The organism is Wolbachia endosymbiont of Litomosoides sigmodontis (genome assembly GCF_013365435.1).
Classification (GTDB): Bacteria; Pseudomonadota; Alphaproteobacteria; order Rickettsiales; family Anaplasmataceae; genus Wolbachia.
Genome location: NZ_CP046577.1, coordinates 590,886 through 612,658 on the forward strand (window position 1 = coordinate 590,886; position 21,773 = coordinate 612,658).

The window sequence follows — 21,773 nt, forward strand, 5'->3', positions numbered from 1 at the left end:
ATAAAATTAAATTATTAGGTTTGATAGTAGAAGGGATTGACACTATGAGCGATTTCACTAATAACAGTAATTCAAGCGACAGTTCAATCTTCCAGGGGAAAATTCGTCCAGAAGATTTAAATAAAACTCAGGAAGCAAACAAATTCAAAGGAACGACGGAGGATCTTTTTAAGAAAATTGAGCTTCAAAAGCAGGAATATGAAGAGTTAAGGGAAAAAGCAGGCAGTGAAATACAAGGAATGTTAACTCCAGTAATGCTTTGTAATGATGATCTAACGGATAGTGATATAGTAAAAGAGACATTAGCTGAACTTGGGAAATTTTTTCAATCCTTATTCAGCGAATTTGAAATAGAGGTGGATCCAAAAACCTACGAGATAATCAAAGAAAAGAGGGAAAACAACTTGCTTCTTTCAATAATAAAATTTATGCATGATAAACTTAAGGAATTAGTCAAGAAAGTCTTTTCTCGCGATTTAAGTTTCGGTGAAAAAATTGATAAAGGAATAAAAGAATTAGAAGAAAAATTACTAAGTGGCAGTTTATCTAAAGAAGGGGAAGTAACAATACTAGAGAGGCTAGAGGCCCTGCGTAAGCTTAAATTAAAACTTCAAATGGCAGTAGCTGGGTGGATTGTAGCAATGATTGCTAAGATTTTTACAGCTGATCTAGTAGCTGCAGAAGAAGGAACAGTGACAACTAAAAAAGAAGACAAAAAAGTAGAAAAAAAGTCGTCGAAAAAAGAAGTAGAAGTTTGTAAAGAAATAGAAATAAAAGTAGGTGAAAATGGAAAATTGCGAATCTTGCCAATATCTCTTTTTATCACCTCAGTGCGTGATCAGTCAAACGGACTAATTACTCCTTTACTCGAACCAGAAGAAAGAAATCTTTTACGCGAGCCTCTAAAAAATCTGATGCTCTCTGAGACTAAATATGATATTAATAAAGAAGATCGTGAAGTAGAAGAAAAATTAAAAGTAAAAGAAATAAACAAAAAAGAAAGTATACAAGCATCAGAGGTATTGAGAGCAGTATGTTCTTCTACTTCAGAGCAGCTTATAGTGGAGGAACGAATATTTGTTGGAGTAACAGGTTATTCTAATGAAAAAGGTCAATATAATGATATCGACAGACAAGGGATGCGAGCGGTAAAGTCAACTGATAAGCAAGATGTAAGAAGTGTTAGCAATTCTGATGTAGAAACAGTGAAATTAATTAATGTAGGTAAAGCTTACAGTAAATTTTTTGCCGGACAGGAAATTTCACCAGAATCAGAACTTAATTTCATAAGTGTTAAGCTTGACAATGTAGGGAAAAGCCGATAATGAAAAAGATTTGTGAAATATAAAAAAAGTTCTTGCACTTATGATTTATTTGTAATATGTAGATTACATAATATATTTATAATGGAGGGGATTATGGATAAAAAATCACAAGCAAGTTCTAGTTCACAAGGGGACTCTCGTTTCCATATAGGTACATATGATGCTGCTGCCTGGAGGCGGGATAATTACGGTAAGGGTGGAGGATTAGACATGCATAAAGATCCTAGTAAGTTTGATAGGTGTTATAACTATCCTTATACAGGAATGAGTGACACTAAAACTGAGAAGGCTCAAAATAGTTGTCAAAAGGATTCATAATATTTTAGGTAAGAGGAAGTTATGGCTGTACATAATTTAAATTTTGTTAAGGAGTTGGTTAATGCATTTAACATTAATAATTATGGCTCTAGAACCAACACTAATTTTGTTGTTGAAGGCGACAATATCGTAGTTAAGTTTAGTTGTGATCAGCGCTCTGCAGAGAAGTGCTTATCACAGATGGCAAGAGATTTGGTAAGGGAATATTTTTCCAGTGAAAATTTAGCTCGCCACGTTTTTGATCTTGGGTCTTTGCCATTTAATTTCGATGGAGGAAAGTGGACATATAGTGAAAAAATGACCAAGCTTACAGTTCCTATAGATTCTGGAGCAATTTTTAATCTTAAAATGCACTTTGTTGAAGAGTTTATAGGTGTTGTAGAAGCACAAATGATTAGGGAAATTAATAAAGAATTCCCTCATCTTGATAAAAAACATATTGAAGGTACTTTAAACGAAAATATAAAGCAAGCAAAAATGGATGCATCATCTCATTGCGTAGTATGTCTATCTTTTGATGATCCAGATATACAAGAGCATTTTAAACAGACACTTAAAGCGCAAATGAAGGAATATGGTTATAATTATTTAGATTTCTATCATATTGACGATAATAAGATGTATTTTAAAGATGTTGAAAATGTTGATTTTGTAAAAAGTGTAACAGAAGTTTCTAAAAAGAAGACAGCGTATAATTTTAACGTTCAAGGAGTTGGTAAATTGAAAGTGAAGTCTGAGTGCTATAAAGGTGCTATAGGTGAGCTAATTTTTCGCTTAACTGGAATACCAATTTGTGGGTACTATCGCGATAATTTTATTGACAAAGGAAGAATAAATAATGGAGATAATTTTGCCTTTATACCTATGACAAAAGAGGGTAGTAATTTAAGATATCTAACTTATATGAATGCAGATAAGATTAATGCTAAATTTTCTTACAGCCTTTTAACTGATGTTAGAGGTCAAACTGAAGCCACAAAATTAGGTAAGTTTGGCAATGTGTATGCTTTTTCTGATGGTCAAGTTGCTCTTTTAATTCCTTTAATTGTAGAAAACTCTGTACTTAATAAAGATGGTCAACTAGAAATTAATCCAGATCTTCCTCGACAGTTATACACACCATCACCGCCAAGATCGCCATCACTATTATCATCACCATCTCATGAACCACAACAGCATTCGATTTTTGAAATTTCAGAAGAATTTCTGCCTCAAAAAGAAGTAAAAGCGCAACAATCTAAGAATTTTCCAACTGATCCGGCATATATTAGAGAAAGTATAAAAGAAATTCTTGATGGGCTTCTTAATATAGTAAAACTATCTGCTCTTATTGCTCCTGGAAGTGCTTCTTCAGTTATAGAACATGTTAGCACTAAGGTAGTGACTGATAAAAGATGTGCGGAAGATTTAAGTATCGTAATGCGTGGAAGTCATGATGTTGATAAAGTAATGATTAGTGATAAAATGGTAGAAAAGATAGCACATTCTTTAAATAATTTACCTAATGAAGAAAAGAAAAAGTGGGAACCATTATTATCACTTTTTCTTTCGCCTGAGGGAATAGAGGAGCTATGCTCAATACTTTCTTCTTCTGAAAAAAGGTCAGGCTTATCATTGAGGTTAGGTCTTTCTCCTGAGCAGAGCAGACGACTAGAGTTAATAGGGCATTCGCTTCAACAGCAATATGAGCAGCCGCACTCACAAGTGGACCTTTCTAAAATTAGTCATGTTGAGCCACAGCAATCTAGTCGATCAAGGCAGACTATAGACGCTGCTGCGGTAGATATGAATGAAAATATGAAAGGAGCTTGTGGTGAGTTTGTTACCTATAATGATCGACGTTCACCATTGCCTTCCCCTGTATATTCTACAGGTTTACTTAGTGATAATAGACATGTTTCAGATATGCCTGGACCTAATGATAAAACACATCGAGGTGGCAGACGTTGTAAAGAAAGATGGTCGATACAAGAAACACCTACTAAGGGAAAATATACTGAAGATGTTCAAAAAAGTCGCAAAAAGCAAGCTTCAAAGGGCTGGTGTGGTGTGATGTAAACATTAGCTTTGGTTAATTTCTTTACTAGAATTACTCAATTAGGGTCAGGAATAAAGCTCTGGCCCTTATGAGCATTAAACTTGAGAATAATTTCCACTAGAAGAGAAGGATACGCTATCTAAATAAGATGATTGAATTTTAGCTGAATGGTAGTGAAATTTCTTTTATCAAATTTAGGTATTATCAACCGTTTCTGTTTAAATGCCAAAACAATAAGCTATTGATATTTTCCTCTAACTTCTCAACTACTTGCATAACGTCAAGTAAAATACCAATTACCATTGTTAATAGATTAAAATAAGCAACATTGTAGAGTTGTTTAATTACGAAGTAAGAAAGCTCTCCTAAGTAAAGGAATTGTATTTATAGACTCTAACGCAAATAGTTCTATCGTATTTTTAAATACGGTACAAGTAAAAGCTAGAACTCTACTTTAACCTATGTTGTTCTAACGCTTTTTTTAACTATCCATATCCAACTCTCGAATGTGTGCTAAACTGCGATTCATCAAAGATAAATAACTTTTTAAGTTTTTAAAAACCCCTTCCTGCTTACCTTTATCTTATTCATTAAGAGTTGATCTTGGCGTAATATATGAAACTTTATTTTTACATATTACAGCGTACAGTAGACTTACTGGCATTCAAGACAAATTTTTCCTGCATTTCTCCGTTCTCATTTCTTTAATGGTAATATTTTGGAAAAGTAAATAGTTTTTCTTCTCTCCTAAATTTTAGGTGCTTTATCCATATTTCGCACTTCCTTCAGCATTTTTTTGCTGATTCTACGACTTTTTCATCTAATGATTTTGATTCTTAAACGTCATTTAAATCTTGCTATTTTACTTACTTTAGCATGGGTTCCTTTTTATTACTACCTATCAGTTCTTTGTACAGTGGTAATATAAGTCTGATAAATCTTATTTTAAAAACAGAACGTAGCTTAACTTATTTTCAACCGTGAATAAAAAGATATAGTTTTAATCATGTAATGTCTATTTTATTTAAAATAGAGGTAAGTCTCTATGATGTTTCTCAGCGTAAAGATCTTTATATTTTTTAAATAGTTGATTTAATAATAACTTAAGCATTTTAAATGTAAAATTATAATATATTAATTATCTAGGGGGTAAAAATGGTAAAAAGAATTTTACGCAACTGGTTGGGTATAACAGAATTGCAGAAAAGTCAAAAAATAGATGCTGAACAGTTTCAAGCGGTATCTAGCGCATTAAAAGAATGGCAAGAAGTTCAAAAGGTTGACACTGAGCAGTTGCAAAGTATACAGAAGTACTTAAATGGCTTACAGAAAAAATGCATAAGTTTGGAGGAAAAAGTTGGAACTCTTACAGAGACAGTGGAAGAAAAAGAAAAAATAATGCTGACTTGCTGTATTGTAGTCAGTGTTGTTACATTAGCGACGATTAGTTTTATTGCATTTTGCATTTACCAGGGAGTTAAAAGTGAAAAGGAAAAACAAAAAAGTCCGTCAGATAGATCAAGCACAAAATTTGATGAACTAAACGTACCAGGTACAAAACTTTATGCAGATATTAGCAGTACTGCAAAATTCATGAATGGGATGTTAATGCAGTGAATCAAACAACACTCTTTTTAAGTAAGGTGTTACAAATTATGTAACACCTTCTTACAGGTTAAATCTTATCACACGAGAGAATTTGGGTAAAATCTTTACAATCTGTAATCAGCAAGGCCCTACTCTGGAAGAAAGAGTAAGATCAACACCAAGAGCTTATCTGATACCAATTTCTACTTTATAAAGAGAAGATAGATAATATATGGAAAAAGTGTAACAGACATAGCAAAAATATGTTTCATTTCAAGAAAGCACCTAAAATTTAGAAGAGAAGAAAAACTGTTTACTTTTCCAAAATATTACCACTAAAGAAATAAGAACGGAGAAATGCAGGAAAAATTTGTCTTGAATGCCAGCAAGGCTACAGCATACTGTAATATGCAAAAATAAAGTTTTCTCACATATATTACGCCAAGATCAACTCACAATGAATAAGATAAAGATAGACAGGAAGAGTTTTAAAGAACTTAAAAAATTATTTTCCCTTAATGAATCGCAGTTTGCATGCATTCAAAAGTTGGATACGCATGATTAAAAAAAGACTTTAGAACATAGTTAAAGTAAAATTAGATAGATAAAATTTTTATCTTTATACCTGAACATCAATACTAATTATATTAATATATTTCTTGAATAAATATCACAATATTTAAGAATATGAGAAGTCTTTAAATTAAAGGTATCTAAAAATATTGAGATTATATACCTACCACCATGCTTACTTAATCTAGATTCTATTGAAAGACTTTGTTTGTATATAAACCAGAACATTTTGCGTAATAAAGTCTATAATATAATTGTTTTGCTTGAGAGTGCTTTTTGTGCAAATTATTACCTCTCTTTCTCATTTTACAATTAAACAACTCTACAATGTTAATTACCTAACCCATTACCAATGAGAATTGGTATAAGATAAATAATATATCTGGTTAAAATCTTCCATCTATTGTTTTCTAGTCCATACATCTATTCTTTACTTGTGTCAAAGTGATCGCATTATATTATACGAGCATCTTTCTAAAAAAAACCTCTCAATTTTCTAGCGCGGCATGGATGTTTTAGTTTGCGTAATGCTTTTGATTCAACTTGCCTAATTCTCTCACGTGTTACTTTAAAAATACATCCTATTTCTTCTAAGGTATGCTCCTTGCAATCTTTACCAAGGCCAAAGCGCATTCTGATAATTCTCTCTTCCTTTGGTGTTAAAGTTGCAAGAAGATTAGTTGTAATACAGCGCAAGTCAGTAAGTATTGCAGCATCTTCTGGCTTTGAAACTCGCTTATCTTCTATACAGTCACCAAAAGTACTACTATCGTCTTTTCCTGTTGGAGCGTCAAGACTTACTGGATCCCTTGCTATTTTCATAACTTTACGTATTCTTTCCAGCGGCATTCCAAGTTCCACACTTAACTCCTCTAATGTAGGTTCTCTTCCCATTTCGTGAGTTAACTTCCTTAGTGTTCTGTTAAGCTTACCAATAATTTCTACCATGTGAACTGGTATTCTGACTACTTTAGACTGCTCAGGTATTGCTCTAGTAATTGATTGCCTTACCCACCAAGTACCATAGGTTGAAAATTTGTACCCACGTTTGTAATCAAATTTATCCACAGCCTTCATAAGGCCAATATTACCTTCTTGTATCAAATCAAGCAGAGCGAGACCTCTGTTTGAATACTTTTTAGCTATAGAAACTACTAACCTCAAATTTGCTTTAATCATCTCCTGCTTTGCTTCGGAGACTTCTCGTTCGTGTTTTTGCGTTCTTTTTACCAGCTCTTTAAATTTTTGCACATTATCTTCTTGTATATGTTGCTTAATATTGTTCAAGGTATTAGCTATATGTTCAAAATTGTCATCTATAAACTTTACAAACTTGTCTTTTAGTTCACCTGTAAAATAAAATTGATTTCCATTGGATTTTAAAGAAAAAATTTCTTCTAACTTATATCTCAAAAGTACATCAACATAAACCTTAAGGAAACTTTCTCTATCAATATTGTATTTTTTAGCTTCGGAAATAAGACTAGCTTCTTCAAACATAATAGACCTATTTATATTATAAAGCCTCTGTGTAATTTTAGCGACAGCAGCGTCACTTAACTTAATTTGCAACACTATAGACCATATTTTATTATATAAATCTTGATACTTCAATCCGTTAGAGAGATCTTTTCTTAATGTTAATGCTTCATCTGCTAAAGTAATTAGCTCATCTAGTACAACTATGACCTTAGGCAATAAGTCAGTTTCCATTTCAAGAATAGAAACATTTAAATTTGCTGAATTTATATCTTCATTGCTATTTTCTTTCTCATCATTAACTTTCTTACTATCCATCTCATCATCTTCACAATATTCGTCATCTTTAGTAGATTCAGGAAAGTTCTCAGAATTTTCATCACTTTCTTCTTTGGATATCATATTAAAATCTGAGTTATAAATTGCATCAAGATCTATAATTTCTCTCAGTAAGAGAGCTCCACTGCTTAAATCATCGCGCCATGCCTTTATCATTTTTAGTGCTACTGATGTTTCAACTATTGCACGCAACATGTTATGTTTTTCAGATTCAATTTTTTTTGCTATCTCGATTTCATCCGTCCTCGATAAAAGCTTTACGGAGCTCATATCTTGTAAGTAAATTCTTACTGGATCGTCATTTTGTATTAAGGTCGTAGTAGTATTCGACAGTGTATCATCATCATCAAGTTTGCTATCACCACTATTAGAAGGAGCATCTTCTTCGTCTTCGCTACTTTCAAGTATGTTAATTCCTGAGTCTTGTAATAGAGATATAGTATCATCTATAAAGTCAGATGATAAATTTTCGTCTGATAGTTTATTATTTATGTCATCAAAAGTGATAAAGCCACCCTTTTTAATACTTTTGGTTACAAGATCCCTGATGATTTTTTTCTTACCTTCTGAGTTATTAATAGTTGACATCATTACCTTATATAGTTTAGAATATACCCCTTATTAGTAAATAGGCTTACAGTAAATAAGCCTACAATTTTACTTTTAGCTTGCAGCTACTTGTTACTTCATATAGTTTAATATACTGTTAACTTACATACACTCGTCTTGATCAATCACTCCATATTTTTCTTCTATTCTTACTGCCATAGATAATCCAACTGAAAATGTTGCAATTCCTACCACTATGGCAGTAAGCATTAGAACGTGCGGTATAGGATTGCTATATGAATGAGAATTCGAAACCAATATAGGAGGTAAGGAGCTTTTTATATACCCAAGAGATATATAAAACAACAGAACTGATGCTTGAAAAACGCTTACCCCTATCATTTTCTTAATTAAATTTCTGTCATTTATGACGGTATATAAACCCAGCATCATTAATATAATAATAATTGTATAGTTGTACAAAGTCATTATTTTTTTTTGCAAGCAAAATCTATATATATAGTTAACATGGAAGAATAAACAGTAAGTACTACACCTAATTCTACAAAAAAAATACCCAATTTTTGGCCTGCAACGTTGCTAGCTAATAATATATCATAAGATAAAAAATTTTGACCAAGTAAAATTGTTGCAATACCCGTTCCTCCATAAATTAAAATGCCTAGCATGCTAGTGAATTTAATTGCAAAGTAAGGTATTGCTCTTAGAGTTGCAGATACACCAAATAGCATCGAGTACAATATTATACTAGAGGCAATAATTATTCCTGCTTGAAAGCCTCCACCTGGAGTATAGTCACCATGAAATTGTATATATAAAGCAAATAAGATGATAAAAGGTACCATCAAAAACGTTACTGCATTTAATACTGGATCTTTAATCATTTTCCTTTTCTTCTTTTAATATCAATGTTATACAAAGTGCAGCTGTGAAAATTACTATAGTTTCTCCAAATGTGTCATAGCCACGGAAGGCTGCTAAAACAGCCGTTACTATATTGGAAATGCCAACATCTTTTTTAGTATTTTCTATATAGTAAGGAGCAACATGTGAGTGAATGGGAGCATTATAGCTACCAAACTCTGGTAATTGGATCATAAAGTGTGATAAACATATAGCTAGAAATAACATAAAAAAAAGTATTATAGGGTTATGAGACAAATTTACTTCATGATTCTTTATTAAAGATAGTGCAGCAAACGTAAAAACTGTACTGAGCCCTGCACCAACAGAAGCTTCAGTAATTGCAACATCAGGTGCGTTCATAATTAGGTATATAAGTGCAATGAGCGAGCTAAATGCACACATTAGAACACCACTTGTGACTAAATGCTTTGAAAGAACTATAAGAATAGTAACTATAAGCAGCAGTAAAATTAATGTTACATTCAGTATTTCTAACATCTTAATTCCCTTTAATAGCTTTTTTCTTACTTTTGTAATGAGCATGCGCTAAAATATAACTATTAGTTGAGTTAGCTACCCATATTATAAAAATTAATAGTATTATTTTAACAGTGTTGACTGAAAATTCATTCAGCAAAGTGAGGCCAATTAACAATAACATTGCACCACTAGAGTCTGTAATACCTGCCGCATGTAACTTGGTGTAGAAATCGGTAAATCTGATTATTCCGATGGTTGAAATAGCTACTAAACAAATGCCTAAAAATATGAAAATGGACCCCATCATAAATTATCAAAGCAACATTAACCTCATTAGTGCTACAGTTGATATAAAACTAACACTAGAATATAATAATGCTATATCAACCAAAAAAAAACTATCCAAAATGATTGACATTGCTGTTATGAGTAAAACTACTTGTGTTGAAAAACTATTCAATGCTAGAACCTTATTATAAATACCATTTGACTTTGCTATACGATACAACATTGCACTCATACAAAGCAGTAATATACAAACAGCAGCGTAAATCACTTATAAGTTATACAAAACTTTAATAGGCCAACTTAGCTTATTCTTCATCATCTATTTTATTACCTATATTCTCACTATTTTGGTCGCCCATTTCACTTTTCACCTCATCATCCGGAATATCAGTACTTTCTTGATCTACATCAGCATCTGCGTTAAACTGATCATTAGAAAAATTTAGTAGTTTTTCCAGCTTACTTGTATTGCTACTGTAGATATTACTCAGATTTCCTTTCATATACTCTTTGCACCTATTTACCAAAAGGCTAAATAGCTCATGAGTACCCACCTGCCTTTCTGCTATTTCATATAGAGAAATGATGGCGTTTTTATGGCCTTTAAATCTAGCTGTTTGAATGGGATTACTGGCTCCCGTATTTAAATCATGTGTCCTCTGACTTGCCAATAGGGCTAATTTAAAACGATTATCTACCTGCTCTGTACATTTTTCTATAATAGATTTAGCCATAAAATACTACATTAATAAACTTTACATTATAACATAAAGAAACGAAGTGTCAACTTTATGCCTCTTACGGAGACCTAATTTCACGTTTTGCTTCTTCTGCTTCAGGTTTTGCTGCTCGACTCTCTGTTATTGTAATTGTTATTTCATAATCGAATTTTTTGAGAAACCCCAACAATCGTTCTAAAGAAAAACCATCTGTTTTACCATTTTTAATTTGCGATATTTTTGGCTGATCAACACCAAGTCTCTCAGCTGCATGAGCTTGAGTCCAAGTGTTTTTCTCTATAACTTTAGTTATTATATCAAGCAACTTCTTTTTTATCTCTACACTGCACGAGTTATTGTTTAATGATATTATTTCCATATACACTCACCTATCAAAAGCTTTGTAAAACATTACAACATAAATCTGACATCTCAAAGTATTAATATCATATAAGTTGTACTAAATAATTATATGGTACTAATATATTAAGGCTTTAGAAAGATCATTCATAGCAAAAAAAGAAAAAATAACTGCAAAGTTTTAAATATAAATTTATAGATTGATTTTGCATAAAACATTTTGTATCTCCGTGCTCTAATATATCTGCGCAAGCATTGTAATCTTAATATACTAATATAGTATCATCCAGTACATGACGCTATGAGCAGTTCGCCATCGCCGTAATCGCAAACTTACTTAAGGTGTCTCTAGATTACGCTAATAAATAGCTGGATGACAGTAGCTACAAACATTAAGAAACTTACTAAATAGGAAAAAGAGCAGAAGAATCCACAATTAATACCTATTTAAAAATGTTAGAATTCTTTTACGTTCAAATACTTAATAAGTGCAACTTAGCTGCTTTTTAAATGCAACTAATCTTTAGTCATAAATATTTTAAAAAGGCAAAAGAAAACCTTAGTAGAAGTTGATCATTTCACAATCCTATAAATTGGACACTTTATACTGTCTTAAACACTTTATAAGCACACTTTAGCCCACTACATAATATACTTTTTCGTTCAATCTGCACAGATTAATGTTCGTACAATTATGTGCTCTAATATGGATACTTATTTGAAGTTTTTATCTATTTTAAAGAGAGAGTTTTATAAATATATTATATTTACAGTATGATTTAAATATTTGTTGCTTTTTAGCTAAAACACTATTTAGTTAGTAAGTAAAGTTATATTGAATATAGCAGAAATGAAAAAAGATGTTGCTGTAATTATGGGAAGTGAATCAGATTATAGCACTATGATTCATGCTGTTGACATGTTAATAGAATTAGGAATTTCACATGACGTATTTATAATATCTGCACATAGGACACCAGAAAGGCTTTTCAATTTTGCTAAGTCTGCACAAAAAAAAGGCTTTAGAGTTATTATAGCTGGTGCAGGAGGAGCAGCTCATTTACCTGGTATGGTTGCATCACTCACTTATTTGCCTGTTATTGGTGTTCCTGTGCACAGTAAACAGTTAAATGGGCTGGATAGTTTATTATCTATAGTGCAAATGCCAAAGGGTGTACCAGTTGCAACTATGTCTATAGGAGAAAGCGGAGCTTATAATGCAGCAATTGCTGCTGCATCTGTTCTGTCAATTTTTAATAGTGAAATTGCTGATAGGTTAAAAAAATGGAGAGAAAAACAGATTGAAGCAGTAAAAGAAAAACCAACATCATAGTAAACTTATGGCGATAATTCTTTTAGATACAAAAATCATAAATCGTATAGCTGTAGGAGAAGTTATAGAAAGGCCAGCTAGTGTAATCAAGGAACTAGTAGAAAATGCAATAGATGCTGAAAGCTCGAAAATAGAAATAAAAATAGAAAGTGGTGGGCGTAACCTTATTACTATTACGGATAATGGAAATGGAATAGAAAAGAGCGATTTAGAGCTCGCTTTTATGCGCCATGCTACTTCAAAACTGAGCGATAGTAAATTAATAGAAATCAAATATCTTGGCTTCAGAGGAGAAGCTCTTCCTTCAATTGCAGCAGTGAGTAGAATCAAGCTGTCATCTAAGGCAAATAGAGCAAATGAAGCGTGGTCTATTTGCTATGAAGGTGGAGAGAAAATAGGTGAACTTATTCCTTACTCTTTATCACAAGGCACATATATTGAAGTCCGTGATTTGTTTTTTGCCACTCCCAATAGACTTAAATTTCTAAAAACTGAAAGGGCAGAAACTCAAAGCATTGTTGACATTGTGAACACCTTAGCTATGATCAATTATAGTATTGGATTTACTCTCACTTCTAACAGTAAGAAACTCCTAAAATATGTTAAGCAGACTTCGTTATTTAGTAGATTATGTGAAATAGAAGAAGAATTTCAAGATAATTCCCTAGAAATTAATGAAGAAGAGGATGGCGTAAAACTAACTGGATACATCTGTAAACCAACGATTAATCGAGGTAAGCCTGATATGATCTATACATTTGTGAATGGTAGGCCAATAAAAAATAATCTACTTATTAGTGCAATTCGTTACGTATATCACGACTTTATTCCAAAAGGTAGGTACCCTTTTGCAGCATTGCACTTAAAAATACCATACGATCAAATAGATGTGAATGTGCACCCAAATAAATCGGAAGTGAGATTTCAAAATAAGAAGTTGATATATAAAATAGTGAAGAGAGGGTTAATTAACGCATTATCAATGAAAATAGGCACCTCTACAGTAAATGATATTGATAGACCTTGGTCTCAAGGTGTTAGGGAAGAACTGAGTAATTTACCTTTTGATGTTAGTAAAAGTCAAGAGAATAAGCATATTAATAATAGAAAAAACAGAGAAACAAAAAGTAAAAGAGAATTGTATGAAAGGAGGCCAAGTCCTTTTAAAAATCAATTAATGAAAGAATTCAATTTACCAAATATAAGAGAGAAAAGCTTGTCAGAACGATCAATATTGTTTGATTGTACAGGTGTACAGAAGTCCTCGTTACAAGTAGAAACTGTGATTCTGAAGAGAGAGCAAGTTGATTTGATAGAGAATCATCCTCTAGGGTTTGCACGCTGTCAGATCTACAACACTTATATTATTGCTGAGGCTAAAGGCAAATTGATTATAGTTGATCAGCATGCAGCTCATGAAAGATTAGTGTATGAATGCTTAAAACAAAAAGCAAGTATAAAAAGACAAAAATTACTTCTTTCTGAGATAGTTGAAATCAAAAACCAGGTTGGAATGGAGATGGTTGAAGTTTATAAGAGTAAGCTTTTCGAAATGGGTTTTGACATTGAAATCAAATCAGAAAACAAGATTCTAGTAAAAGAAATTCCTGCAATTTTAGGAGCAATAGATGTAAAAGAGATGCTAATTGATATAGTTGATAGGTTAACAGAAATAGAAGATACGTTGCCAATAGAAGATAAAGTAAATAAAATACTGGCCACTATTGCTTGTTGTGGATCAATTAGAGCAGGCAGAAGAATAAAAATGGAGGAGATGAATGTGTTGCTGAGGCAAATGGAGAAAACGCCATATTCTGGGCAATGTAACCACGGAAGACCAACTTATATAGAGGTAAAACTAAGTGACATAGAAAAATTATTTAAGCGCAGGTAAAAAATTGCCACAAATATGGAAATTTTTAGTGTCTTTTCCGTCTTCATACTAAAATTAATTACTTATCTTCCCTATATAGATTAATATGGTAAAAGGGTTTAACCTATTTGGTGCCTCCTGATAAAATGTTAGCGAACAACTAGCTGAAGCTAGGCTTCTTCTGCCCTTTTCTGTTTAATAAGTTCTCCAATGTTTATAATTCAGACTAATTATAGTATAGACTTCAATTATGCAAAATTTTCTGTTTCAGACATAACCTCAATAGAATATTGATGGTATTAAGCATACAATCTTGATATTTCTAGGCACCTTTAAATTTTTCGACTTATATTAATTAGTACAATCCATGCCAAGAAAGGCTTCTTGTATTCTTAATTGTATACATTCATTCAAGAAATATATTTATATAATCAGTATTGATATTCAGTACAAAATAGATAAAAACTTTGTTGCTTAATTTTACTTTAATCTATGTTCAAATGCCCTTTTTAAATTATCCTTGTCCAACTTTTAAATTATATGCTCAATCTTGACTTATCATAGTCCGTTAAGTTTTTTTTAATTTTTCCTATCTACTTTGTCTTGCTTATTGTGAATTAGTCTTGGCATAATATACGAAAACTTCATTTTTTGCATATTACGATGTTAGGATTTTCTTATACTCATACTTCAATTTGTTCAAATTGACTCTTATTCAAGAGAGTCCTTTTACAACATTGAAGGAAAGAAACAATTTTTTTTCTTCATCTTCCAAATTTTAGGTGCTTTATCCATACAGGTAGTGCTATTCTTGAAATGCAACACATTTCTGCCTAAGGCTATTATACTATGCTTTTTTACTGTAATTTATATATTTTTCAATTCAATTTGCCAAATCTTCATTTTTCGTTTCTATCATCCTTTCACTTCCCAGTGAAGCACACTTTATTGAACATTTCCAAGCAAAATTAAATTACTTTATTTTCTTAACCATTTGCTTTCTCCTTGTGATTACAAGTCTTTTTTTTGGCACATCCTTTGCTATAATACTACCAGCTGCAATGACAGATTCATTATGAACATTAAGTGGTGCAATCAATGAGCTATTAGCACCAACAAAGCAATTACTTCCTATATTCGTTCTATGTTTCCTTTTCCCATCATAATTACAAACAACAGTACCTGCACCTATGTTGCTCCCAGGCCCTACTTTGGTATTTCCTATGTAACTTAAGTGCTTTATTTTAGTATTTATACCTATATCACTTGCTTTTGCTTCGACAAAATTTCCCACAATTGCACCATTACCAATTGTTGTATCCTCACATTTGGTAAATGGACCGATCCTAGCACCAAGCCCTATCTTTACCCCAGGGCCAAAGAAAACATATGGGTAAATAATCGTATCTATATCAATTTGTGTATCAAAAGAAAAAAAAACAGTCTCTGGAGCGACAAGTGTTACTCCAGAATCAATAAAAAATTTTCTCTTATTTTTCTGAAAGTAAAATTCAGCTTTTGTAAGATCATCTCTACTATTTACGCCGATTGCCTCTTCTTCATCAGTAGTAACGTAGCCAACACTTAAGTCACTCTTTACTGCAATGGAAACTATATCAGTTAAATAATACTCATAAGTTGAGCTATTACACTCTATTTTCCCCACTAATTCATGTAGATTCTTTGCATATGTAACCATTATTCCAGCGTTAGCAAGAAACTCTTCATCACTATTTTCACCATTTTGTGCCTCTACAATTTCTCTCAAGGAATCATTTTCAATAATTAATTTACCATATTCTTTATTGTTGGTTTTAAAACCAAGACAAACCAGAGCATTATTTTCTAAGCAATTAACCATTTTGGTTATCGTGCTGCTTTTTATAAGTGGAGTATCTCCATATTGTACAATAACTATATTTGAATCTGGCAATGCTTTCAGGCTTCTTACCACAGTTTTAACCGCATCTCCTGTGCCAAGTATTGATTCTTGTATAACTAATTGTATACCTTCAAGACACTCCAATCTTTCAATTAAAGGCAAATCTACTACAACAGCTATATTTTCAGGATTTAATTGCCTCGCATTGTAAATGATATGCTGAAGCATGGGAAAGTTGCCTATTTTGTGCAGAACTTTAGGCAAACCAGAATTCATTCGCTTGCCATGCCCAGCAGCGAGTATAATGAACGTGTAAGCTTTATTTATCACTTATCTTAAAGATAAAAAATGAAAGCCATAATGATTAAGCCAGCTGATTTTATTACCGTAAAAGCTCCTTAAGTCACTAATTTGATATTTCAGCATTGCAATCCTTTCTATGCCAATACCAAATGCAAAACCACTGTATTTAGTATGATCTATTCCAACATTTTGAAAAACATTTGGGTGTACTATACCACATCCAAGTACTTCTATCCATTTACTCCCTTTGTAACTTATGTCCACTTCTGCAGAAGGCTCAGTAAAAGGAAAAAAACTATTACGAAAACGTATCTTTAGTCCTTTATCTCCAAAAAACTTACTAAGGAAGCGATGAATAGTAAATTTTAACTGGCCCATATTAACATTTTCATTAACATATAATCCTTCCATCTGATGGAACATAGGAGTATGAGTTGCATCAAAGTCTTTTCTATATACCCTGCCTGCAGCAATTATCTTAATTGGGAGAGTTTTTGCTTTTTTCATGGTTCTAATCTGCATAGATGAGGTATGAGTGCGCAGCACCATCCTTTTGTTGTTTATTTTGTTCTTTAAGTAGAAAGTATCTTGCTCCTCTCGCGCAGGATGATAACTAGGAGTATTTAGCGCATCAAATACATAAAACTCATCTTCAATGTCAGGACCATCGACTGCTCTGAAACCCATATGTGCAAAAATAAGCTTCACTTCATTTATAACTTTACTTAATGGATGAACTTTACCAATTTTTTCTGGTCTAATAGGCAACGTAATATCAACTGCTTCATTTTGCAACTTAAAGTTAATCTCTTCAGCCTTTAGTATATTTTCTTTATTCATTATAAGCTGATCTAGCTTATTACGCAAAATATTGATAGCTGCACCTAAATCATGCTTCTTTTCTGCATCTTTCACCTTTTTTAAGTCATTAAAGCAAGCTTTAATTACGCCACTTTTTCCCAAATATGATAATCTAATTTTTTTCAAATCTTGCAAAGAAAAAGCACTCTCAATTTCATAAACAGCCTTACCTTCAATTAAAGGTATTTTGTTTAGTAAATCTTTATTCATTTTAGAAACGCTAGCTTGAATTTTATATTATAGTAAAATTTTAAATATCATCAATAATCCGAAGAACTACTCTACATTTATTATTAGTCTATTGACTAATTATGCTTTTTATTTTATATTAAAAAATTAATGAGAAAATATGCACAGCAGTAATGACTAAATTAATAACAGATAAATAATAATGAGAAAGAAGCCATACTGAAGTAAGTAAAATAGCAAAATAACACATACGTTGCAAAAACTAAATGCTGTAATACAACAAATGAGAATATTAGTAAGTATCATAAACAAGAGTTACTTTTCTTTCATTAGAAAATTGGATACTGACAATTTAATAAAGGGCGTTAGAACACAGATTAAAGTAAAATTAAGCAATAAAAATTTTTATCTATTTTGCCCCGAGTATTAGTACTAATTATATAAATATATTTTTAAAATAAATGTCACAATTAAAAACATAAGAAGCTTTTTTTAGAATAGATTGTGCTAATTGACATAAGTCAAAAAAATTTTAAGTTACCTAAAAATATCGAGACTATATACTTATTACCATACTCACCTAAGCTCAAATGTCACTTATCTCACCCACTAACAATGAGAATTTGTATTACTTTAGCATGGCTTTTTTCCATTATTGTCTATCAATCCCTTATACAGTGGTAATTGGTATTAGGTAAAATCTTTGCTTTCCATAATATATTAAGATTATTAATAATTATTGAATTTCAGAAAAATAATAAAACATAAGCCTTTGGGATGCAGTATTGTATGCTTCCATACTTGCTTACAGAAACAAATTTTAAAAGAATTCTAGTTTGTTCTCTTGCTCAATACAGAAGAATGAAGTTTTAAAATAGATATTTTTGTGTTACGTTATTACTAAACCACACTATAAAAAGGATTAACTAAAATAGGAGTAATCAATGACACAACAAGAAATGATAACAATTAATGCAGAATTACGTAATGTAACAAAAACAAAAGCAATGCATTCTCTAAGAAAAAAAGGTGACATACCTGCAGTTATATATGGTAAAGGACATAATAATATAAATTTAACATTATCTGCAAAGGAATTAACCAAGCAATATAAATTAGGTTCCCTTTCCGCACATGTGATAGAACTTAATATCTCAGGCAAAAAAGAATATGCCCTTATTCGTGATATTCAATGGCATGTAGTGAAAGATACTATACAACATGTTGATTTTCAATTCGTTGATAAAGGTAGTGAAATTAAAATAGACATACCTCTATCGTTTGTGAATGAAAGCAAATCTCCAGGAATAAAACTGGGTGGAGTGCTCAATATTTTATACCGCTCTATCACTATTAAATGCTCTCCTGGCAAAATACCTCGGGCTATAGAAGTAGATTTATCTGGTAAAATGATTGGTCAATCTGTACACATAAGTGATATAAAATTGCCAGAAGGTGTTAAACTTGCAGCGCACGAAGAAGAAAACTTTACCGTTGTCACAATTTCTGCTGCCAATAGCGGCATTGAGAAGTCTCAAGTAGAAACAATAGAGGAATAGTAGTGCATCTGATAGTTGGGCTTGGTAATCCAGGTAGCCAATATGAGCTGACTTATCACAACATTGGCTTTATCGTTGTTAATACAATTTGTAAATATTGGAATTTCCCGTTATTCTCCAAGAGAGCAGATTGCCTGATAACCTCTGGCGTAATTAATGATAATAAAATTATGCTAGTGAAGCCCTATTCGTTTATGAATAATTCTGGCATTCCTGTTGCAAGGATACGAAACTTTTACACGTTTTCGCTAAGTGACATTACTGTTATACATGATGACGTTGATCTAGAACTTGGCAGAATAAAAATAAAGAAAGGTGGTAATTCTGCTGGACATAATGGACTTAAATCTATAGATAGCTCTATTGGTAATGATTATTGGCGTTTGAGATTTGGGGTAGGCAGACCCGATGATCAAAGTAATCTATCAGATTACGTATTATCAAAATTTTCTAATTTTAATAATGTCATTCCCTTAGTAGAAAAAATAGCACAAAACATACACTTAACTCTACAAAGAGACAATACAGCTTTTATCAACTCAATTATATAATACTACAAGGTCGTTTTATATAATTTAAACAACACTTTATTATATCTGACTCGAAATATGAACACAAGAAATAAAGCCAAGTTCAGAGAAATTTAGAAATCATAATCATATGACAGATTTTTTCTAATATTATAAGAAGAGAGAAAGAATAGGCAAAACTAAATAAAATCACACAATTAGAGTAACTGAAGAATTAACTAAGAAATTAGTTAGTTTAAAAGTAAATCTTGATATAACATAACCAAGATGAGGACATTCCTTTGTATACTACAATTTGGTGAGCAATATCAAAGTTGCAGAACTATTACTAGTAAAGTGTGGTACAAGCTTTATAAGCAACATTGCAGAGAGTGAAAAAGAGGTAATAAATTTGCATGAAGCGCTCTTAAGTAAAGCAATTGTGTTGTAGACTTTACTGCACAAAATGTTCTGTTTTATATAAAACTAAGATTTTTCAAGTAGAGTTGAGCTCTGGTAGTATGGTAGTAGGTGTACAATCTCGATATTTTTAGATGTCTTTAAATTTCTCGACTTATACTGAATAGTACAATCCGTGACAAGAAAGGCTCCTTGTGTTCTTAAATATTAAGATATTTTTTCAAGAAACATATTCATACAATCAGTGTTAATATTTGGTACAAACAATACCAATTTCCACTGTACAAGGAACGGATAGATAATAATAAGAAAGAAGCTACATTGAAGTAAGTATAAAATAGTAAGCTTTTGTGTAATTATAACAAAAAAGCACAGCATAACGGCCGTAGCAAAAATATGTTTCATTTTAAGAATAGCAACAACCGTATGAATAAAGTACCTAAAATTTTAAAAAAACTGTATACTCCCTCTCAAGGTCATAGAAAAACTAGAATCAGAGTCAATTCAAACAAGTTGAAGTATAGATACAAGAAAATACTAATATTAACATTAAAGAAATGAAAGCAAGAATCAAGGAAAAATTTGGCTTGAATATCAGTAAGTCTTGCTTATTTGACTTATCAACAGTAAGAATTGGTATTAGTGATTTATCCACAATGTAACATGTTTTTGCCACGGCCGTTATACTGTGCTTTTTTTATTACAATTACAGCATTTAGTTTTTTATAACATATGCGTTATTTCACACTCTCTTCAGCATTTCTTTTGCTAATTTCAAGACTTTTTCATTAAATAACTTCGATTTCAATGCCACTTAAAGTTCACTATTTTGCTTACTTCAGTATAGCTTCTTTCCTATTATTGTCTATCTGTTCTTTGTAATAGTAAAAATTGGTATTAATTTATCTAAAATATCTTCTATTGTATCTTTAACAAGAGTTTCTTGATTAACTGGCCAGACATACTCCTTTTCTATTTTCTTGATCATGCCATGAACAATTCAATATGGCCTACTTATTGAGTAAAATTTTGTAAGTATAATCACTGAAAACGTCTCCTCTTTAAATTATGGTCATACTCTGCATTTCATGGTAGAAAGTAAGCTAAAGGTAAGTCCTGTGTTTTTTACAAGAGCTATCAGAATCTTTAAGTGTGAACTGTTTTAGCAATAAATTTATGAGCCATGTTAGCCCTGCTACAGGTCTTTAACAAGAATGTAAAAGTTATCACGTCCATGCTTTCATTTGCTTCATAATTTATGAAGCCATTACTTAATTAAGTATCCTTAATATGTGAAAACGTAAAATCTAGAATTTTTTAATTAACCGAAAATCAAGGAGTAATAAACAGATTGGAATTTAATAACAAGGGAATAGATTATTGTAAATAAGTAAAATCAAGCTTTTAGGCATAAATATAGTGTTAAACATCCCATCTCTGAACACCTCTAATTTACATAATAAGCAAGAATTATCAGAGTTGTTAAAATCCATACAGTCAGTCGAGATAACTTACATTCTCACCATAATAAAAATGGTAAGTTAAGAGCAATAGACCATCTGTTCAAGCTTTCACAGAGTGATTGAGAACATGCACAAACTCACTCAAAGCAAGACATTGCTGATAAGACGTAGAGATATTTCAAGCGGTATTGATGCATATAAAAAAAATAAAGGCAGGAGCATCTTTAGTGTAACGCAACTATACATGCTCTCACATATTACGTGGCCTCGAGTTGTAAACAAAATCAACCAGGAACTTGCAAAGCTAACAAAAAAGATGGACAGAGTAATATTATTTGTTGAGGCAGTGGGTTGTAATTGCAGTTTTTACAAGCTTGTCTTAATAGAATAAAACTAATT

The 21,773-nt window shown here is 31.7% G+C and carries 20 protein-coding genes and 1 pseudogene; 9 read left to right on the plus strand and 12 right to left on the minus strand.

What is annotated here, in order from left to right:
* Positions 1 to 44: 44 nt before the first annotated feature.
* The 4 genes from GOY07_RS02445 (at position 45) to GOY07_RS02460 (ending at position 5,298) form a co-directional block, all read left to right on the plus strand.
* Positions 45 to 1,325 (plus strand): hypothetical protein, encoded by a 1,281-nt coding sequence (locus tag GOY07_RS02445; protein WP_175837968.1) that lies wholly within the window; start codon positions 45 to 47, stop codon positions 1,323 to 1,325.
* 93 nt (positions 1,326 to 1,418) lie between these two features.
* Positions 1,419 to 1,643, plus strand: coding sequence for a hypothetical protein (locus GOY07_RS02450; protein ID WP_175837970.1), 225 nt, complete (start codon positions 1,419 to 1,421; stop codon positions 1,641 to 1,643).
* A gap of 21 nt (positions 1,644 to 1,664) precedes the next feature.
* Entirely contained in the window at positions 1,665 to 3,701 is a 2,037-nt protein-coding gene (locus tag GOY07_RS02455; protein ID WP_175837971.1) for a hypothetical protein, read from the plus strand.
* A 1,135-nt stretch (positions 3,702 to 4,836) separates the two neighbouring features.
* Entirely contained in the window at positions 4,837 to 5,298 is a 462-nt protein-coding gene (locus GOY07_RS02460; protein ID WP_175837973.1) for a hypothetical protein, read from the plus strand.
* 1,017 nt (positions 5,299 to 6,315) lie between these two features.
* Here GOY07_RS02460 and rpoD read toward each other — a convergent pair.
* From rpoD to GOY07_RS02500, 8 genes are all read right to left on the minus strand, one after another.
* Entirely contained in the window at positions 6,316 to 8,247 is a 1,932-nt protein-coding gene (gene rpoD / locus GOY07_RS02465) for an RNA polymerase sigma factor RpoD (protein WP_175838521.1), read from the minus strand.
* Between the two features lie 123 nt (positions 8,248 to 8,370).
* Entirely contained in the window at positions 8,371 to 8,697 is a 327-nt protein-coding gene (locus tag GOY07_RS02470; RefSeq protein ID WP_175837975.1) for a cation:proton antiporter subunit C, read from the minus strand.
* Positions 8,697 to 9,113, minus strand: a complete 417-nt coding sequence (locus tag GOY07_RS02475; RefSeq protein WP_175837976.1) for a Na(+)/H(+) antiporter subunit B — start codon at positions 9,111 to 9,113, stop codon at positions 8,697 to 8,699. Before GOY07_RS02475 ends, GOY07_RS02470 begins: the two co-directional genes overlap by 1 nt.
* The gene (locus GOY07_RS02480) at positions 9,106 to 9,633 is read right to left on the minus strand and encodes a DUF4040 domain-containing protein (RefSeq protein ID WP_175837978.1); all 528 of its coding nucleotides are present in this window, start codon (positions 9,631 to 9,633) and stop codon (positions 9,106 to 9,108) included. The genes GOY07_RS02475 and GOY07_RS02480 overlap by 8 nt, the downstream gene beginning before the upstream one ends.
* Before the next feature lies 1 nt (position 9,634).
* Complete coding sequence (locus tag GOY07_RS02485; RefSeq protein WP_175837980.1) at positions 9,635 to 9,922, minus strand: monovalent cation/H(+) antiporter subunit G; 288 nt, start codon at positions 9,920 to 9,922, stop codon at positions 9,635 to 9,637.
* Between the two features lie 6 nt (positions 9,923 to 9,928).
* Positions 9,929 to 10,135 carry a monovalent cation/H+ antiporter complex subunit F gene (locus tag GOY07_RS04670; RefSeq protein WP_367618198.1) on the minus strand — a complete coding sequence of 69 codons (207 nt, stop codon included), beginning with the start codon at positions 10,133 to 10,135 and terminating at the stop codon, positions 9,929 to 9,931.
* A 73-nt stretch (positions 10,136 to 10,208) separates the two neighbouring features.
* Positions 10,209 to 10,637 carry a DNA-directed RNA polymerase subunit omega gene (gene rpoZ, locus GOY07_RS02495; protein WP_175837983.1) on the minus strand — a complete coding sequence of 143 codons (429 nt, stop codon included), beginning with the start codon at positions 10,635 to 10,637 and terminating at the stop codon, positions 10,209 to 10,211.
* A gap of 64 nt (positions 10,638 to 10,701) precedes the next feature.
* Positions 10,702 to 11,001, minus strand: a complete 300-nt coding sequence (locus GOY07_RS02500; RefSeq protein WP_175837985.1) for a helix-turn-helix domain-containing protein — start codon at positions 10,999 to 11,001, stop codon at positions 10,702 to 10,704.
* A gap of 831 nt (positions 11,002 to 11,832) precedes the next feature.
* Between GOY07_RS02500 and purE the strand changes: the two genes are divergently transcribed.
* Together purE and mutL are read left to right on the plus strand one after the other, a co-directional pair.
* Positions 11,833 to 12,315 (plus strand): 5-(carboxyamino)imidazole ribonucleotide mutase, encoded by a 483-nt coding sequence (gene purE, locus GOY07_RS02505; protein ID WP_369800439.1) that lies wholly within the window; start codon positions 11,833 to 11,835, stop codon positions 12,313 to 12,315.
* 7 nt (positions 12,316 to 12,322) lie between these two features.
* Entirely contained in the window at positions 12,323 to 14,209 is a 1,887-nt protein-coding gene (gene mutL / locus GOY07_RS02510; RefSeq protein ID WP_175837987.1) for a DNA mismatch repair endonuclease MutL, read from the plus strand.
* A 952-nt stretch (positions 14,210 to 15,161) separates the two neighbouring features.
* Here the strand turns inward: mutL and GOY07_RS02515 are convergent.
* Positions 15,162 to 16,400, minus strand: a complete 1,239-nt coding sequence (locus GOY07_RS02515; protein WP_175837989.1) for an NTP transferase domain-containing protein — start codon at positions 16,398 to 16,400, stop codon at positions 15,162 to 15,164.
* Positions 16,401 to 17,444, minus strand: coding sequence for a phenylalanine--tRNA ligase subunit alpha (gene pheS / locus GOY07_RS02520; RefSeq protein ID WP_175837991.1), 1,044 nt, complete (start codon positions 17,442 to 17,444; stop codon positions 16,401 to 16,403).
* Between the two features lie 923 nt (positions 17,445 to 18,367).
* Between pheS and GOY07_RS02525 the strand changes: the two genes are divergently transcribed.
* Both GOY07_RS02525 and pth read left to right on the plus strand, forming a co-directional pair.
* Positions 18,368 to 18,982 (plus strand): 50S ribosomal protein L25/general stress protein Ctc, encoded by a 615-nt coding sequence (locus tag GOY07_RS02525; protein WP_175837993.1) that lies wholly within the window; start codon positions 18,368 to 18,370, stop codon positions 18,980 to 18,982.
* A gap of 2 nt (positions 18,983 to 18,984) precedes the next feature.
* Positions 18,985 to 19,533 carry an aminoacyl-tRNA hydrolase gene (gene pth, locus GOY07_RS02530; protein ID WP_175837994.1) on the plus strand — a complete coding sequence of 183 codons (549 nt, stop codon included), beginning with the start codon at positions 18,985 to 18,987 and terminating at the stop codon, positions 19,531 to 19,533.
* A 1,033-nt stretch (positions 19,534 to 20,566) separates the two neighbouring features.
* Here the strand turns inward: pth and GOY07_RS04675 are convergent.
* Positions 20,567 to 20,725, minus strand: a pseudogene (locus GOY07_RS04675) (IS630-like element ISWpi10 family transposase); the annotation flags it as partial.
* 51 nt (positions 20,726 to 20,776) lie between these two features.
* Positions 20,777 to 20,899, minus strand: coding sequence for a hypothetical protein (locus tag GOY07_RS04530; protein WP_256359448.1), 123 nt, complete (start codon positions 20,897 to 20,899; stop codon positions 20,777 to 20,779).
* Positions 20,900 to 21,501: 602 nt separating this feature from the next.
* Here GOY07_RS04530 and GOY07_RS04200 point away from each other — a divergent pair.
* Positions 21,502 to 21,765: a hypothetical protein gene (locus GOY07_RS04200; protein WP_218938960.1), complete on the plus strand. Its 264-nt coding sequence runs from the start codon at positions 21,502 to 21,504 to the stop codon at positions 21,763 to 21,765.
* The last annotated feature ends 8 nt before the right edge of the window (positions 21,766 to 21,773 follow it).